We start from the raw sequence: 16668 nt of genomic DNA, 5'->3' as shown, positions 1-16668 counted from the left end.
CCACCTCAACCGCCGCCTTAAAGTGCTACTTAAAGCGGCAAGCGGTGCCCGCCCAGGCGGCCTTCGGCGGAGGCATACTCTGATATTGAACCGCGACCCAGAGATCCGTCATGGCACGCGAAGGCGTGCCATCCACGCCTTGCCTTCGTAACGCAAGCGAAGGCGTGGATGCTCGGCCTTCGCCGAGCATGACGTGGTGGAATGGACACAGCGCGAACCTGAGACAATCTGCTCAAAAGGGCCGAAGTGGATGAGAGGGCGCTATCTCCACCCCTCCGTGCAACGGAGCGGAAGGCTAAGCTAACGCGCGGAGGCGCTTGCCTCGCTGCGCGTGGCGCCGACGCGGGCGGCGAGGGCGGCGGCCATGAATTCGTCGAGGTCGCCATCCAGCACCGCTGCCGGATTGCCGCGCTCGACATTGGTCCGCAGGTCTTTCACGAGCTGATAGGGTGCCAGCACGTAGCTGCGGATCTGATGGCCCCAGCCGATATCCGTCTTCGACGCGGCCACCGCATCGGCGGCGGCTTCCTGCTTCTGCAGCTCCGCCTCGTACATCCGCGCCTTCAGCATCGCCATGGCGGTCGCGCGGTTGCGATGCTGGCTGCGGTCGGTCTGACAGGCAACGACGATGCCGGTCGGGATATGGGTGATCCGGATCGCGCTTTCGGTCTTGTTGACGTGCTGGCCGCCAGCGCCGGACGCCCGGAAGGTATCGACTTTGAGGTCCGCCGGGTTGATCTCGATCTCGATCGTGTCGTCCACCACGGGATAGACCCAGACGCTCGCGAAGCTGGTCTGGCGCCGGGCCGCCGCATCGAAAGGGCTGATACGAACGAGACGATGCACTCCGGCCTCGGTCTTGAGCCAGCCATAAGCGCTGGGACCGGTCACCTGCATGGTCACCGACTTGATACCGGCCTGCTCGCCCTCGGAGGTTTCGAGGAACTGCACCTTGTAGCCGTGTTGCTCGGCCCAGCGCAGATACATGCGCTGGAGCATCTCGGCCCAATCCTGCGCCTCAGTGCCGCCGGCACCGGCGTTGATCTCGAGATAGGCGTCGTTGGCATCGGCCTCGCCGGACAACAGGCTCTCGATCTCCAGGCGCTTGGAGGTCTCGGCCAAGCGGTTGAGGCTCGCGAGAGACTCGGCAACGATGCCCGCATCGCCCTCGCTCTCGCCCATTTCGATGAGGCCCACCGCATCGGCCACGTCACGCTCGAGCGCGCGCAGCCCGTCGATGCTGGTGGCAAGCCGCGTGCGCTCCCGCAGCATCACCTGCGCGGCAGAGGAATCATTCCAGAGGGCGGGGTCTTCGGCGAGGGTGTTCAGCTCGTCGAGGCGAGCGACGGCGACATCCCAGTCAAAGATGCCTCCTCAGCAGTGCCACCGACTGCTTGATCTGTTCGGAGAGGGCGTCGGATTCCGCGGACATTGGCTTTCAATCACGGCAAAGGGGGAGGCGGCCGAAGGAGCGGCGCGATGGCGCGCTAATAAAGGCCGCCCACCGCGTTGTCGAGACCACCGCTGCTGCCGCTGGAACCGCCGCCGCCGCTGGTATCCGGCGCACTGCCTTGCGCCACACTCACGCTGCCGCCGCCGCTTTCGTTAGTCTTGAAGGCCTCCATAATCCCGCCGGTACTGCGCAGGCTGACGCCGGGCGGCAGGGTGAACGGAATCTGCGGCTGATCCTTGAGCGCCACGGTCATGTAGCGATTCCAGATCGGACCGGCGACGGTGGCACCCTGCTCGTTGTCGCCGAGGCTCTGGGGCTGGTCGAAGCCGACCCAGACGGAGGTCATCCGGGTGGGCGTGAAACCGGTGAACCAGGCGTCCTGGAAGTTCTCGGTCGTGCCGGTCTTACCGGCGACCTGCCAGGCGGCGAGACCCGCGTTCGCCACACGGCCGGTGCCGCGCACCATCACTCCCTTCATCATGGTGACGAGCTGCGCGACGCTCGCGGGGTCGGCGAGCTGCGCCCCGCCATAGGTCAGCGCAGGCGGCTGATCCATCGCGGGGGCGGCGCAGTTGTCACAACCGGTGCCGGGGGCGCGGTAGATGATATTGCCCTGCGCATCCTCGACCCGATCGATGAAGCTCGGCGCAACCTGGCGCCCCATCTGGCTGAATTCCGCATAGGCGGTGCCGAGCCTGAGCATCGTCGTCTCGATGGCGCCAAGAACCGCCGGGTAGAGCAGCGGCATCTTATCGACCACGCCAAAATCCTGCGCGGTCTTGGCGACAGATGACAGGCCCAGCCGCGCCGCGAGATGCAGGGTCGCGAGGTTGATCGATTGCTCCAGCGCCACATGCAGCGGAATCGGGCCGAGGAAGCCTTCCTCGTAATTGCCGGGGCGGTATTCGCCGGCGGAGCCCATGTTCACCACGAAAGGCGCGTCCAGCACGCTCGCATCCGGCGCGATATTCTGCTCCATGGCTGTCAGATAGACGAGCGGCTTGAAGCTACTGCCCGGCTGGCGCTGCGCCTGGGTCACGCGGTTGAACTGGCTGAGATCATGGCTCCAGCCGCCCACCATGGCCAGAACCCGGCCGGTCGATGGGTCCATGCTCAGCAGCGCGCCTTGAACCTGCGGGATCTGGCGCAATGCGACATCCTCGGAACCCGGCTCGTCCGAGGGCTGGATCATCACGACATCGCCCGGCTTGACGACATCCGCCATGCGGCGAGGGCCAGGGCCGAGGTTGGTGCCGAAGGGTCCGGCATGGCGCGCCCAGCGGACACCCGCGAAGCGCAGGTCGCCGCGATGGCGTGCGGCGCCGGGATCGCGCGCGTTGGCGCCAGGATCGAGCCAGCCGATGGAGGCCTGCACCGGCGTCTCCGCCAGCACCACGCCGAGGCGCCAATCCGGCAGAATGCCCGGCGGGACCTGCACGGCGGCGAGCGCAGGGCCCCAATCGCCGGTGGTGATATCGATCTGCGTCACCGGGCCGCGCCAGCCGTCATGGCTGCGATCGTATTCGGTGAGGCCGCGGCGCAGCGAGGTCTCGGCGGCCGCCTGCAGGGTCGGGTTGAAGCTGGTATGGACGACGAGGCCGCCATCGGTCGCCCGCTTCTCGCCGAACAGCGCGACGAGCTGCTGGCGCACCGTATCGACGAAGTAGCCGGCCCCGGCGACCGTTGCCGGACGGCTGGCGGCACGCGGCACCAGAGGCTCGGCCTTGGCGGCGACCGCCTGCTCATGGGTGATGGCGCCGTCATCCGCCATGCGGTCGATCACCCAGTTGCGCCGCGTCAGCGCCGCCTGAGGCTGATGATAGGGGTCGTAGTTGTTGGGCGCCTTGGGCAGCGAGGCGAGCATCGCATCCTGCGCGATGCTCAGCTGGTCGAGCGGCTTGCCGAAATAGGTTCCGGCCGCCGAAGTCACGCCATAGGACTGCTCGCCGAGATAGATCTCGTTGAGATAGATCTCGAGCACGCGTTGCTTGCTCATCGCCCGGTCGATGCGCAAGGCGAGGATCGCTTCTTTGATCTTCGTGCCAAAATTGATGTGATTCTGTAGCAGAATGTTCTTGGCGACCTGCTGCGTGATGGTCGAGGCGCCAATCGGCCGCTTGCCGCTGCCCATCTTGGCGATATCGGTCACCGCCGCGCGTGCGATGGCGACGGGGTCGATGCCGGGGTGGTGCCAGTAGTTCTGATCCTCGGCCGAGATGAAGGCCTGGGCGAGCTGCGGCGGGATATCGGCGAAGGGCGTGTAGATGCGGCGCTCGGTCGCGAGTTCCGCCATGAGCTGCATGTCGCTGGCATAGATGCGGCTCATCACCGGCGGCTGATAGGTCCGCAGCCCATCCACGCCCGGCAGGTCGGCCGTGTAACGGTGGAAGACCGCGTAGCCAGCAATGCCGCCACCGACCACGAGGACGCCCGCTAGGGCAAAGAGGCTTGTGACCGCACGAGCGGCAACCAGCCCAAGGCCGGTCCGGGCGCGCTTGCGGCTATTACGTGGGCGCTTCTCACGCCCACCGCCGATTTGCGGTGCGACGGGCGCGGGCGGCCTAACCCCATCTTGGCTAGGGCGCGGCATCATGGGATCGCCGGCTCTCAATGGCCCGGGCATAGCATGGTCTCTCTCAGCGGCGTCCGCCTCCTGGTCGCAGGATCGCGGCAGGCGGATCGCCGCCCGTCTAGCAGATATGATACGTCTGGCGCAGCTTTCGAGTTCTAGCCGGTGGCCTCGACATATGGCATCGGGCGAAAAGGCTTAGAGAACCGGTTAATAATACGCGTTTTGCGTGATCTCATCAAACTCAAGCCCGTCAGCACTCCCATCCCTGAAAGGGAGGGGTCGGGGGTGGGTTCGTCCGGGCGCCGATGATCAAGGTCTCGCCGCAGCACCGGACCCACCCCCGCTCCTCCCTTGCAGGAGGGAAGATCACGCTTCTCAGGCGGACAGCAGCCCGCCCAGCACGCCACAGCACACCGCCACAATCAGCGGGTTAACCTTGGACGCGCAAAGAATGATCGTCGCGACCGCCGTCATCGCCAGTTGCAAGATCGAGCTTTCAGCCTCCCGCGCGACGACCAGGCCGCCGGCCAGAATCAGACCCACCGCGATCGGCGCCATGCCGTTCTGCACCGCATGACGCAGGCGGTGCTCGCCATGCCCTGCATTCCACAGCCTCGCCATGACATAGACGATGATGCTGGTCGGCACGACCATGGCGGCGGTCGCGATCAGCGCGCCCCACACGCCGCCCGCACGATAACCCAGCAGGCTGACGATAAGGGTGCTCGGCCCCGGAGCCGCCTGGGCGATGGCGAAGGCATCGGTGAACTGACGGCTGGTGAGCCAGTGGTAATGCTCGACCGTCAGCATCTGGAACTGCGGGATCACCGCATTGCCGCCGCCGAAGGCGAGCAGCGAGGTGATGCCGAAAACCTGGCAGAGCTGCAGCGCGAGGGTCAGTGTCATGGCGCGGCGCTCCCCGGCGTCACTTCCAGCGATGGTCCGGGCGGCGTAGGTTTCGCCGGCGCCGCCTGCCGCCAGGCCCAGGCGATGCCGATCGGCGCCGTGATCGCCAGGGTCCACCACAGCGGCCAGCGCAGGATGCCGTTGAGAACGAAGGTCGCTGCAAACAGCAGGATGGGCATGACCGAGGTCAACGTCGATCGCCCGGTGCGCCAAACCATGGAGAGCGTCATCGCGATGGCGGCGGCGGCGAAGCCGCCTAGCACATGGTGCAGAATCGGCGACTTCTGAAAGATCGCGTAGATCGCGGCAATGCCGACCAGCAGCAGCGTCGGCACGGTGATCAACCCGACCAGCGCCCCGGCCGCCCCTCGCGCGCCAGCCAGTTTGGTGCCGACGAAGACCGCGACATTGACCTGATTGGCACCAGGCAGGATGCGGCAGATCGTCATCGCGCTGAGGAACTCGGCATCCGTCATCCAGCCGCGCCGGGACACCACCATCTCCCGCGACCATGCGGAAAGCCCGCCGCCGAAGCTCGACAACGCGATCTCGTTGAAGGTCACCGCGAGCTGCCACGCCGGCACCTTCGGCAGTTCGCCCTCCTGCGCGGCGGGATCAGCCGCCTTGCCATCCACCACCTGGGGCGAAATGTCGTTCATGCGGTCTCCCTCTTCGGGAAGGTCACTCGTGAACCAATTCGGGATCGTGGGCGTGATCGTCTTCCTCGACCAGATGCACGCTCAGCGGATCGGGCGGATCGTAATGCGAGCCGTCGTGCCAGTCCTGCTGGAAGACCGTCTGCAGCCGCTCGACGACCTCCTTGTCGTCCACCAGGCAGCCGAGTTCGCGGCGGAGGTCGAAGGCACTGCGGTCGATGTTCATCGAGCCGGTGAGCACGCGCTTGCCATCAGCCAGCAGCAGCTTGGCATGCAGGCGGAGCTTCTTCTGCTTGCGGATCTTGATGCCGTGCAGCTTCATGAGCCGGAGCGAGGCGAAGGTGTCGAGGATATCCCAGGCGCTGATGCCGTGCTTGCCGCCGCAGAGCACCCGCACGCGTACCCCGCGCTCATTGGCCTGAACCACCCGCTCCAACACTGTCGCATCGACGAATTTCGGGTGCTGCACGTCGAGCGTATGCTTGGCCCGGTCGATGAAGGCGCACATCAGCACCCGTGAGTCGCGGTTGCTCCAGAGCAGCGGGCCGGTGGCCGGGGGCGCGAACTCCCGCCTCTCCCAGTCGGCGTGGAAGCCCTCCTCGATCTCGGCGACGACACCAGTGTCCTCGGTCAGGATGCCGTAATCGCGGGTGGCGGTGAAATATTTCTCGCCGTAGTTGAAGGTGGCGATCATCGCGGTTCGCCCATCGACCACCATCGACTTCTCATGGGTCACGGCGAAGGCGGGGCTGCTCCAAGCGACTGTGATGCCGCCGTCATGCAGCCTCGCCCGCATGTCGTCATTCGCCCGGCTGCCGGAAGAGCGTGCCGGGTTGAGCATCACCCGCACATCCACCCCGCGCTTCTGCGCGGCGATCAGGCTCTCGGCGATATCATCGATCGTAAATGTGAACATCTTGAGAAGGATGGTGCGCTTCGCCCCATCAATGAGTTCACGCACCGGCGCGGTACCGTCGTCTGGCTGCACGATCGCCCGCGCGCCGTCGATAAACTTGACCCCGATATCATTGTCCATAGGCGGTCTTCTGTCCCCCCTGTTGTCCGAAGTCGAGGAGGTTTCGTTAAGAAAAGCAAGCCTTGACCCGGAGATCCCCCTGGAGGCCGGCGGCCCGGCCCCCACTTGGCCTCTTGAGACGGGGGAGGCTGGCGGTGGCAGAGATGCAGCAGGTCGCACGGCTGGCGGAGATCGCCGAGAATCGACCGTTTGGCGTGATGCTGGGCGACGATTCATTCGTGCTTATCCGCAACGGCTCCGAGGTCCGCGCCTTTTCCGGAAAATGTCCCCATGCCGGCGCTCCGCTGGCGGAAGGTGCCATCTGCAACGGCCGGCTGATTTGCCCCTGGCATAAGGGCAGCTTCGCCATAGCCGATGGCCGCTTGCTCGAACCGCCGCCGCTCGAGAGCCTGCGGCGTTATCCGACCCGGATCGAGGGCGACGCCGTTCTGGTCTCGTCTGAGGCCGAGCCGCCGTTACCCCGCACAGCTGCCGGCAGCGACCATCCCGTCTTTGTTGTCATCGGCGCGGGCGCGGCTGGAACCGCCGGGGCCTGCGCGCTGAGAGAGGCAGGCTTCGCGGGCCGCCTGGTGCTGATCGGCCCCGAGGCACCCTATGACCGCACGGCGCTCAGCAAATTCGTAGTCTCCGGCGAGATGCCCGCGGCGGAAACCCCCCTGCTCCGAGACGATGCCACCCTCGCCGCCTTGGCGATCGAGCGCGTTGTGGAGAAGGTCGCGCGGTTGGACACCACGGACCAGAAGGTCGTGCTCTGCAAGGGCCAAGCCATCTCCTTCGATGCGGCCCTCATCGCCACCGGCGGCACGCCGCGCAGGCCGGACATTCCCGGCGCCAGCGGCCCCCGCGTGCATGTGCTGCGGAACCGCGAGGATGCCGTGGCCATCCACGAGGCGCTGAAGGCTCACGGGACGGTCGCCCATGCCGTGCTCCTCGGCGGCGGCTTCATCGGCATGGAGGCGGCGTCCGCATTTCGAACCCGCGGCGTCGCTGTCACGGTCGTGACCTCCCAATCCGCGCCTTTCGCCGAGCAGATCGGGCCGGCGGCGGGCGGGCGGCTGCTCCGTCTGCATGAGGAAAACGGTGTCGCCTTTCGCAAGGCCCGCAGAGCCGTCGCCATTGCCGATGGTCCGCAGGGCGCCACGCTCACGCTCGACGATGGCGGAAGTCTCACGGCCGATCTCGTGCTGCTCGGCCTCGGCATCCGGCCTCGCACCGAATTCGTGCAGGGCATTGCGCTCGGCAATGATGGCGGCTTGACCGTAGATGCTGGCCTGCGCGCGGCGCCCGGCATCTATGCCGCCGGCGACATCGCGGCGATGCCGCTCCATGGCGAAAGCCGCCGGATCGAGCATTGGCGCTATGCGCAGCAACAGGCGCGGCTGGCGGCCCGCAACATGCTCGGCGCCGAAATCAGCTACGACGACGTTCCCTTCTTCTGGACCCAGCATTATGGCCATCGCGTCGAATGCCTCGGCGACCCGCGACATTGGGACGAGGAGATTGTCCTGGGTGATCTCGGCAGCCTCACCTTCGTCGTCCTGCTGGCGAAGGATGGTGAGGTGCGCGCGGCCGTCGCTTGTCAGCGCGAGCGAGCCATGGCTGTTCTCTCCGACGGCTTGCGCCGCCCACTGCCCGTCGCGGAGGCGCAAGCGCTGATCATGGAGTGCTGAGCGATGACGATGGACGACATCCCGATCTCCGACGCCGCGAGCGATGGCGAGGATCCGCATCCCGCGACGAAGCCAGTGCCGCCGCGCCGCAGCATCGGCCCGGAAAGCGAAACGCGCGGCGGTCCGGAAAGCCTCGACGGTCCGCCAATCGAGCGGAGCCAAAAGTCAGACGCATAGTCCTCCGCGACTTGGACTAGGCGCCGCCCCGAACGCGTGCGAAAAGCGGGTTGCCCCCGAGCGTGTGGAAGATCTCTGCCGGCCGCTCCACATTCCAGATGGCGAGATCGCAGGCCTTGCCCGGCTCTATCGAACCAATTTCGTCCCAAAGTCCGAGCGCGCGCGCCGCCTCGCGCGTGACACCCGCCAGCACCTCGTCCACGGTAAGCCCGAACAGGACAGCAGCCATGTTCATCGTCAGCAGCAGCGAGACCAGCGGCGCCGTGCCGGGATTGCAATCCGTCGACACCGCCATCGGAACGCCGAGGCGGCGGAAGATTTCGACGGGCGGCGCCTGACGTTCGCGCAACATGTAATAGGCGCCTGGCAGCAAGACAGCGACGGTACCGGCGTTTCGCATTGCCTTGGCACCCGCCTCATCAGTGTATTCGAGATGATCGGCCGACAGCGCGCCGAACTTGGCCGCAAGAGCAGCACCGCCCGAATTAGTCAGTTGATCCGCATGGAGCTTCACCGGCAGGCCGGCGGCACGGGCTTGCTCAAAGACAAGAGCAATCTGCTCAGGCGAAAAAGCAATGCTCTCGCAAAATCCGTCCACCGCGTCAGCGAGTTTGGCTGCCGCGACCGCTGGCAACATTTCGTTACACACTAAATCTATATATCGATCGCGGTCACCTTCCGCTTCCGCCGGCAATGCATGCGCGCCGAGAAACGTTGTGCGCACGCCAAGGTTCCGCTCAATTCCGAGCCGCCGCGCGACCCGCAGCAGCTTCATCTCGCTCGCGGTCGAAAGCCCGTAGCCTGATTTTACTTCGATTGTGGTGACACCTTCCGCGATCAGCCGATCTACCCGCGGGAGGGTTTGCGCGAGAAGCTCCGCATCGCTTGCATCGCGAGCGGCGGCGACGGAGGATCGGATACCGCCACCAGCACGGGAAATCGCCTCATAGCTCGCGCCCGCGAGGCGCATTTCCCATTCGGCGGCACGGCTGCCGGCAAAAACGATATGGGTGTGACAGTCGACCAGTCCGGGCGTTATCCACCGCCCGCCGAGCCTGATGGTTTCACCGGCTGACCAGCCTTGCGGGAGATCTGCCTCGGCACCGGCAAAAACGATGCGGCCACCCGACGCGGCGACCGCGCCTTTGTCGACAATCCCAAGACCGGGCCGCTCAACCGCCAGCGTCGCGAGCCGCGCGCCGGTCCAGATGCGATCGAAGGATGCGCCGGCCATATAGAGTCTCCGCTAGCCTCAAAGTATCGAGGCTAGCGCCTTCGCGTAATTCAGACGACCTTCTTGAGCGTGGGCGAAGCCTTGAAGCGCACGGTCTTGCCGGCCTTCACCTTGATCGACTCGCCCGTGCGGGGATTGAGGCCCTTGCGAGCCTTGGTCTTGCGCACAATGAAGGTTCCGAAGCTCGGCAGGGTGAAGCGGCCGCTCTTCTTCAACTCGCGAACGATCGCCTGCATGAGGTCGCCAGCCGCGCGGTTCGCGGCGACGCCCGTGGTCTCAGCCGACTCTTGGATCACCTGGGCCAGGAACGCTTTCGACATTAGAAACCTCTTTAATTAAGCGGGGCACCGGCGAACCGAGCCGAAAGCGCCGCGAATCCTGAAAGATACCTTGGGCGTATCCCCGCGCTTGTTCCGCATTGCTCCTGACACGTCAACGGTTTTCTCGGGCGAAGAGAAAGTTTGCACTGTCAGGCGAAGGAATCGGTAACTAACCTTGGCATTGCATCGCTGCCCGGAAGTATGCGCCGCTTGACAGGGAATAAAGCCTCGCGCGGGCATCGGGAGTCGAAGTCAGGGTCGGGGAGATTGCGAATCGCGCCGTCGCGTCTGTTATCATTTGTTACAAACGCGACGGCTGACTCGCAGCGTTAGAAGGTCGCGAGCACGCTCCGCAGGATATCGAACATCTGATCGATATCGGTTTCCTTGCAGATGAAGGGCGGCGCAAGGATGACGGTATCGCCGGAGACTCGCGTGACAAGCCCGATTTCGAAGCAGCGCTTGAGAAGTTCGAAGCCCCGCGCACCAGGCGACGCGCCGGCCGCGAGATCGAAAGCGCCGAGCAAGCCGTACCCTCGCGTGTCAGTTACAATTCCGACATCTTTCATCTTGGCGATCTGTTCTAGAAAGTAGGGAGCCAGCGTGCGGGCTCGTTCAAACAGCCCGTCATCCTGGTAGATCCGCAGCGTCGCGATGGCCGCGGCGCAAGCCACGGGATGGGCCGAATAGGTGTAGCCGTGGAAGAACTCGATAGCGTCAGGCGCGGCGATATCCATGATGGCATCGCAAATGCCCTCACGCACGGCGACGGCGCCCATCGGAATATTGCCGTTGTTGATGGCCTTGGCCATGCACATGATGTCGGGTGTGACGCCGAAGGCCGTGGCGCCGAAAGCATGGCCGGTGCGGCCGAAGCCGCAGATGACCTCATCGAAAATCAGCAGGATGCCGTGCTTGTCACAGATCGCGCGCAGCCGCTCGAGATAGCCCTTGGGCGGCACCAGGATGCCGACCGAGCCCGCGATCGGCTCGACGATGCAGGCGGCGATCGTGTCTCCGCCGTAGAGATCGACCTGGCGCTGTAAGTCGTCGGCGAGCGCCTCGCCGCCATGCTCGCCCTGGCCGATCTGGAAGCGGTTCTCGGGGATCATGGTGTGGCGAATATGCGAGACCCCGGGCAGGCCCATGCCGAACATCTGGCGATTTTTCACCATGCCGCCGACCGACCAGCCGCCGAAGTTGACGCCGTGATAACCCTTCTCGCGCCCGACCAGCCGCAAGCGCTGACCCTCGCCGCGCGCGCGATGGTAGTTGATGGCGATCTTAAGAGAGGTCTCGACCGCCTCGGAACCACCGCCGGTAAAGAAGATCCGGTTGAGGTCCCCCGGCGTCAGCGCCGCGACTTCGGTGGCAAGACGGAAGGAACCGGGGGTGCCAAACTGGAAGGCGGGCGCGTAGTCCAGATCGGCCATCTGGCGGTTCACCGCCTCGCGGATCTCGGTGCGGCCGTGCCCGGCGGGCGTCGTGTAGAGGCCCGAGATGCTGTCGATCAGCCGGTCACCCTGCGGGTTCCAGTAATGGATCCCCTCGGCCCGGACGATGATACGCGGCGCCTCCTTGAATTGCCGGTTGGCGGTGTACGGCATCCAGTGGTTCTCGAGCGGCTCGTTGAACCTGGAGGTGACAGCTGAGTTCATGAGGGGCCTCGTGCGGAGATTCGGGTGCCGAAGACACTAGACCTCTTGCCAAGCCCTCGCCAGCGCCCGGCTTTAACCCCGGTTTAGACCGCGTTCTCGCCCCAGATCAGACCCAGCACCTGCTCCCGCAGCGCGACGAAGTCGGCGCTCGCCTTCACATGGCGGATCTCACTATCCGCCGACTGCCGGGCGAAAGGCGCCGGAATGCGCGCCAAAATCCGGCCCGGGCGCTGCGACATCACAACAATCTCCGTGCCGAGATACACCGCCTCATCCACGCTATGCGTGATGAACAGCACGGTCATGCCGCGGCTGCGCCACACCTCGTGCAGCGCCTCCTGCATCTTTTCACGAGTCAACGCGTCCAGCGCGCCGAAGGGTTCGTCCATGAGCAGGATCTCGGGCTCGTTCGCCAGTGCCCGCGCAATGGCGAGGCGCTGCTGCATGCCGCCGGAAAGCTCATAGGGGTAGCGGTCGCGAAACTCCCACAGCCCGACTGAATGCAGCCAATATTCCACCCGCTCACGCTGCACCGCGCGCGGCAGGCCGCGCATCGCCGGGCCGAAACCGGCATTGGCGGCGACCGTCTTCCAAGGAAACAATGCCGCCTGCTGGAACACCACGCCGCGCTCCGGCCCCGGCCCGCGCACAGCCTGCCCGCCGACACTCACCATACCTGTGGTAGGCGGCAAAAACCCAGCGAGCGTCTGCATCAGCGTCGTCTTGCCGCAACCGGAGGGGCCGACGATGCAAATGAACTCGCCCCGGCCGAAAGCGAGGTCGGTGGGGCTCAGCGCCGCCACCGCCTGCGGCGTCCCCGCGCCATAGGTGACGGCGACGCCCGCGAACTCCACGAAAGGCGCGGAGGTCACGCCCGAAGGCGTGACGCTCAAGGGCGCCCCGGAATCAGGCAACCGCGCGCTCCAGATACTGGGTGTCGATGCCCTTCTGATACACCGCGAGGTCCCGCGACTTGCGAATGCTCTTCTGTTCCACGAGGAACTCCGCCGTGTGCTGCAGCTGCTCGGCGAAGGCTCCCGGCTTGCCCGGCGTTCCCAACCACTTGGCGGTGAGCTGTTCTTTCAGCGGCACGAAGTCGTATTCCTTGAGGTTGTCCTCGGCGACCTGCGCACTGACACCCGCCGCAGTGCCGACCACCGCCGAAGCCTCGGTCGGGTTGCTGGTATAGAGGTCCAGCGCCCGGCCATAGGCTTTCAGCAAGCCGACAACCGCCTCCGGATGCGGCTGCGCGAAGCCATCCCGCGCGATGATGAGATCGGCGATGACATAGCCTTTCTCATCTAGCACATCATAGGTCTTGTAGACCTCACCGCCATCGGCCAGCAGCTTGGCCTTCGCCGGGCTCCAGACATAGGCGCCGTCGATATCCTTGCGCGCCCAGGCGGCGACGATCTGCTCCGGCGGCAGATCCAGCACCGTCACATCCGACAGCGACAGGCCATTGGTCTTGAGAAAGCCAAGCAGGCGGAAATGCGAGGTCGAGCCGAAAGGCGTCGCGAGCTTCTTGCCCTTGAAATCGGCCGGGCTCTTGATGTTGTCGCTGGCGCGGACCGTCATCTCCTCGGCGGCGCCGATATTGTCCAGCATGGCGATCAGCTTGTAGGGGATGCCCTGGCTGAGTCCGGCGGCCGTCGGCGAGGAGCCGATGCCGATGCCGATATCGATGCTTCCGCCGACCACGCCGGCATTGATCTGCGCGCCGCTCGCGACCTCGATCCAGTTGATCTTGGCTTTCGCCTCATCCTCGAACCAGCCCTGCGCTTTGGCGATCATGGTGGGCTTGGTCTCGATGAAATAGCCGATATTGATGGTCGGCACCGCCGCCCTCGCCGGCCGCAGCGGCAATGCGGCGGCAGCGGCCAATCCAGCGGCACCCGCGATGAGCTGGCGCCGGGTCGGAATCAGAAGATCACTCATGCACATATCCTTATGTGTGTATGCGTTTCAGCGGCCGGCCCAATGCACGATGCGGTGCTGTGCCAGGATGAGGAGGCGGTCGAGCGCGATACCCATGACCGCGATGAGCAAGATTCCGGCCACGACATAGTCGCTGCGCAAAAACCGTCCGGCGTCGAGGATCAGCCAGCCGATGCCGCTTGATCCCGCGATCATCTCGGCGGCGATGAGCGTCGCATAGACGATGCCGATGGAGAGCCGGGCGCCGATGAAGATCTCGCCCAGCGCCGAGGGCAGCACTACATGGCGAAAGATTTGCGCCCGGCTGGCGCCGAGCGATTTCGCCGCCAGCACCCGCGCGGGCGAGACGTTGCGCACCCCGTCCCGCGCCGCGACGGCCGAAACCGGGAGGGCGGCGAGGAACAGCAGCACGATCTTGGGGGTCTCGCCGATGCCGAACCAGACGATGAGCAGCACGAGATAGGCAAGCTGCGGCAGCGGCCGGAGGAACTCGATGAAGGGCGCGGCCAGGGCATCGATGGTCGGTGAGACCCCCATCAGCAGCCCGAGCAGCGTGCCGAGTATGGTGCCGATGCCGAAGCCGAGGCCGACGCGCAGCAGACTCAGGCCGATATGGCCGCCCAGGCTGTAGCCCTTGTAGCCGTTGAGCATGAGGTCCAGCCCACCGCTCCATAGCTCGTCCGGCGTCGGCAGCAGCAGGTCGCTCACCAGCCCGCCCCAGGTCGCCGCCGCCCAGGTCACAACCACCACGATGATGGCGGCGATGGTGACCAGCCATTGCGGCCGGGCGCGGAGATATCTCATTCGCGGCCGCGCCAATGGATAAGGCCACGATCGGCGGAGAGCAGCAGGGTGTTCAGGCCCATCCCCAGCAGGCCAAGGATGAGGATGCCGAGCAGGATGACGTCATTGCGCAGGAACTGACTCGCCGAGAAGATCATCCAGCCCAGCCCATCGCTGCCCGCCATGAGTTCGGCCGCGACGACGGTGGAGAAAGCAGCGGCCAGAGCGATGCGCAGCCCCGTCGAAATCTGCGGCAGCGCCGCCGGCAGCAGGACATGGCGGAAGATCTGCCGGCGATTGGCGCCCAGCGACAGCGCCGCCTGGATTTTCTGCCGTGGCACCTGCGTGACGGCGGCGAGCGTCGCGCTCGCGATGATCGGGAAGGCAGTCAGCGCCAGCAGCCCGACCTTGGCGGTGTCGCCAGTCCCCAGCCAGAGCATCAGCAGCACAAGAAAGGAGAGAGGCGGCAGCGGTCGCAGGAACTGCACAATCCAATCGGCCCCGGCACTGGCGTAACGGTTCATGCCCATCCAGAGACCGAGCGGAATGCCGGCCACGGCACCGACGGCGAAGCCACCCAGCGCGCGTAGAAGCGTGGCGCCGATATCCTCGCCGAGGCTGGTGCCGCGATAGCCGTGCCGCGCGATGTCGATGAGCGCCGCCACCACCTCGGCCGGAGTCGCCAGCAGGCCCTTCGGCACGAGATGGAAGCTGCCGACCGCCTGCCACAGCACAACGGCCCCGGTTACCGAGACCGAGCCTAGAAAGAGTCGCTGGCGGTGCGAAATCTCGGCGGACATTTTATGTCCGTATCTGGATCGTTCTACTCAGTCAATTGGCGTCAGTAGATCGTGCTTTGGTCAGGCTCACGAACAGGCTGCGTATGGTTTGATTTACGTGGCTTTGACAGTCCGCCGAGTAACGGCGCGCCAGATCACCACGTCACCACTCGCCACGTCACCCACTAACCACGTTACCACCTAATCACGTCATGCTAGGCGAAGGCCGAGCATCCACGCCTTCCGTGCTCGACGAAGGCAAGGCGTGGATGGCACGCCTTCGCATGCCATGACGGAACTGAGGGGCCTTCGGGTACCACTAGCCCTCAACCCAGCAGATCCTCCAAACTAATCCCCATCTTGGCCTCGTTGAACACGTCATCCGCGTCTGGCGCCGCGCGGTCACGGAACAAAAGATCCTGGTTCGCCTTCACGAAGGGCCGCATACGCGTTTCGTATTGGGCGAAAGCCGTCTCGTGGTCGGCGCCGCCGCGCGCCAGTTCGCGGGCCAGCACGAAGGCGCCTATGAGGGCGAGGCTTGTGCCTTGGCCCGTAAAGGGCGAGGGGCAGTACCCTGCGTCACCCACCAGCGCGATGCGTCCCTTGCACCAGCTCGGCATCCGTACCTGGGCCAGGGCGCCGAAATACAGATCCTCCGTCGCTTCAAGCGTCTCCAGAACACGCGGCACCGGGCCGCCAATCGCGGCGGCGCGTTCGCGGATCAGCGCCTTTCGCGCCGCAAGGTCGAGCCCCCGTTCCTCATCCAATGTGAGGGCGAAGCCGATATTGACCCGCAATTCGCGATTGTCGCGGGTCGGGTAGATCGCGTAACCGGCGGTCTCGTCGCGAAAAGAGAGCTGCCAATCCTGTAGGTCGAGCAGGTTCGGCGACGCCCAAATCGCGAAGGCGACGCCGAGCGGGCGGAGGAACGGCTCCTCGTCACCGAAGGCAAGCTGCCGGACCTTGGAATGCAAGCCATCCGCGCCGAGGACGAGATCGAACACTTCCGTCGGATGGCGGCTGAAGGATGCCACCACGCCATCGGGCCGCGTCTCCAACGCCGTAAGACTATCACCGTATAGGTATCGCGGGCGGCTGCCGCAGACCTCCCGCAGCAACGCGGCCAGATCATCGCGGAAGATCTCGATATCGCCGGAATCGAAGCGGCCTCCGGTCGCCGTGCGTTCGGTGGTGCGCTCGATCTCATTGCCCGCGATATCGAGAACCGTCATGCCCTTCATCCGGGTCCGCAATGCCGGGACGCGCTCGCCGAGTCCCATCGCGGCGATGACATCCAAAGCAGGGCCGCGAATGTCGATGGCCTGCCCGCCGGGCCGGGGCTCGGGCGCCCGTTCGACAATGGTGACTTCATAGCCGGCCTCGAGAAGCCAATAGGCGAGGGCCGGTCCGGCAATACTGGCGCCGGAAATTAGAACCTTCGGCATGGGTTCGGTCTCCTTCTCTGAAACGGCCTCGGCGCAGCCCA

Annotated in this window: 15 protein-coding genes; 2 read left to right on the top strand and 13 right to left on the bottom strand. The window is 65.4% G+C overall.

The window, feature by feature from the left end; translation table 11 throughout:
- Positions 1-300: 300 nt before the first annotated feature.
- The 5 genes from prfB to GSQ92_RS17500 all read right to left on the bottom strand — a co-directional run bounded on the left by prfB (position 301) and on the right by GSQ92_RS17500 (position 6623).
- Positions 301-1432 (bottom strand): peptide chain release factor 2 gene (gene prfB, locus GSQ92_RS17520; protein ID WP_158804803.1). Its coding sequence is split into 2 segments (ribosomal slippage): positions 301-1362 and positions 1364-1432, totalling 1131 coding nucleotides; the frame shifts between segments, so codons are not numbered across the junction.
- A 55-nt stretch (positions 1433-1487) separates the two neighbouring features.
- The gene (locus GSQ92_RS17515) at positions 1488-4046 is read right to left on the bottom strand and encodes a penicillin-binding protein 1A (protein ID WP_254065811.1); all 2559 of its coding nucleotides are present in this window, start codon (positions 4044-4046) and stop codon (positions 1488-1490) included.
- 354 nt (positions 4047-4400) lie between these two features.
- Positions 4401-4931 carry a chromate transporter gene (locus GSQ92_RS17510; protein ID WP_158804805.1) on the bottom strand — a complete coding sequence of 177 codons (531 nt, stop codon included), beginning with the start codon at positions 4929-4931 and terminating at the stop codon, positions 4401-4403.
- Positions 4928-5590 (bottom strand): chromate transporter, encoded by a 663-nt coding sequence (locus GSQ92_RS17505; RefSeq protein ID WP_158804806.1) that lies wholly within the window; start codon positions 5588-5590, stop codon positions 4928-4930. Before GSQ92_RS17505 ends, GSQ92_RS17510 begins: the two co-directional genes overlap by 4 nt.
- Before the next feature lie 22 nt (positions 5591-5612).
- Positions 5613-6623 (bottom strand): phosphatidylserine/phosphatidylglycerophosphate/cardiolipin synthase family protein, encoded by a 1011-nt coding sequence (locus tag GSQ92_RS17500; protein WP_158804807.1) that lies wholly within the window; start codon positions 6621-6623, stop codon positions 5613-5615.
- A 143-nt stretch (positions 6624-6766) separates the two neighbouring features.
- Between GSQ92_RS17500 and GSQ92_RS17495 the strand changes: the two genes are divergently transcribed.
- Together GSQ92_RS17495 and GSQ92_RS17490 are read left to right on the top strand one after the other, a co-directional pair.
- Positions 6767-8293: an FAD-dependent oxidoreductase gene (locus GSQ92_RS17495; protein WP_158804889.1), complete on the top strand. Its 1527-nt coding sequence runs from the start codon at positions 6767-6769 to the stop codon at positions 8291-8293.
- Between the two features lie 3 nt (positions 8294-8296).
- Entirely contained in the window at positions 8297-8470 is a 174-nt protein-coding gene (locus tag GSQ92_RS17490; RefSeq protein WP_158804808.1) for a hypothetical protein, read from the top strand.
- 16 nt (positions 8471-8486) lie between these two features.
- Here the strand turns inward: GSQ92_RS17490 and hutI are convergent, their stop codons facing one another.
- The 8 genes from hutI to GSQ92_RS17450 form a co-directional block, all read right to left on the bottom strand.
- Positions 8487-9704 (bottom strand): imidazolonepropionase, encoded by a 1218-nt coding sequence (gene hutI, locus GSQ92_RS17485; RefSeq protein ID WP_158804809.1) that lies wholly within the window; start codon positions 9702-9704, stop codon positions 8487-8489.
- A gap of 50 nt (positions 9705-9754) precedes the next feature.
- Positions 9755-10024, bottom strand: a complete 270-nt coding sequence (locus tag GSQ92_RS17480) for an HU family DNA-binding protein (protein WP_158804810.1) — start codon at positions 10022-10024, stop codon at positions 9755-9757.
- 329 nt (positions 10025-10353) lie between these two features.
- Positions 10354-11682 carry an aspartate aminotransferase family protein gene (locus GSQ92_RS17475; RefSeq protein WP_254065812.1) on the bottom strand — a complete coding sequence of 443 codons (1329 nt, stop codon included), beginning with the start codon at positions 11680-11682 and terminating at the stop codon, positions 10354-10356.
- A gap of 83 nt (positions 11683-11765) precedes the next feature.
- Positions 11766-12596: an ABC transporter ATP-binding protein gene (locus GSQ92_RS17470; RefSeq protein ID WP_158804811.1), complete on the bottom strand. Its 831-nt coding sequence runs from the start codon at positions 12594-12596 to the stop codon at positions 11766-11768.
- Positions 12589-13620 (bottom strand): ABC transporter substrate-binding protein, encoded by a 1032-nt coding sequence (locus tag GSQ92_RS17465; RefSeq protein ID WP_158804812.1) that lies wholly within the window; start codon positions 13618-13620, stop codon positions 12589-12591. The genes GSQ92_RS17470 and GSQ92_RS17465 overlap by 8 nt, the downstream gene beginning before the upstream one ends.
- Positions 13621-13647: 27 nt before the next feature.
- Complete coding sequence (locus GSQ92_RS17460) at positions 13648-14424, bottom strand: ABC transporter permease (RefSeq protein ID WP_158804813.1); 777 nt, start codon at positions 14422-14424, stop codon at positions 13648-13650.
- The gene (locus tag GSQ92_RS17455; protein ID WP_158804814.1) at positions 14421-15203 is read right to left on the bottom strand and encodes an ABC transporter permease; all 783 of its coding nucleotides are present in this window, start codon (positions 15201-15203) and stop codon (positions 14421-14423) included. The genes GSQ92_RS17460 and GSQ92_RS17455 overlap by 4 nt, the downstream gene beginning before the upstream one ends.
- A gap of 305 nt (positions 15204-15508) precedes the next feature.
- Positions 15509-16627: an FAD-dependent monooxygenase gene (locus GSQ92_RS17450; protein ID WP_158804815.1), complete on the bottom strand. Its 1119-nt coding sequence runs from the start codon at positions 16625-16627 to the stop codon at positions 15509-15511.
- Between the last annotated feature and the right edge of the window lie 41 nt (positions 16628-16668).

The organism is Acidisoma sp. S159, from assembly GCF_009766125.1.
Lineage (GTDB): Bacteria > Pseudomonadota > Alphaproteobacteria > Acetobacterales > Acetobacteraceae > Acidisoma.
This window is presented reverse-complemented; position numbering and strand designations above follow the sequence as displayed.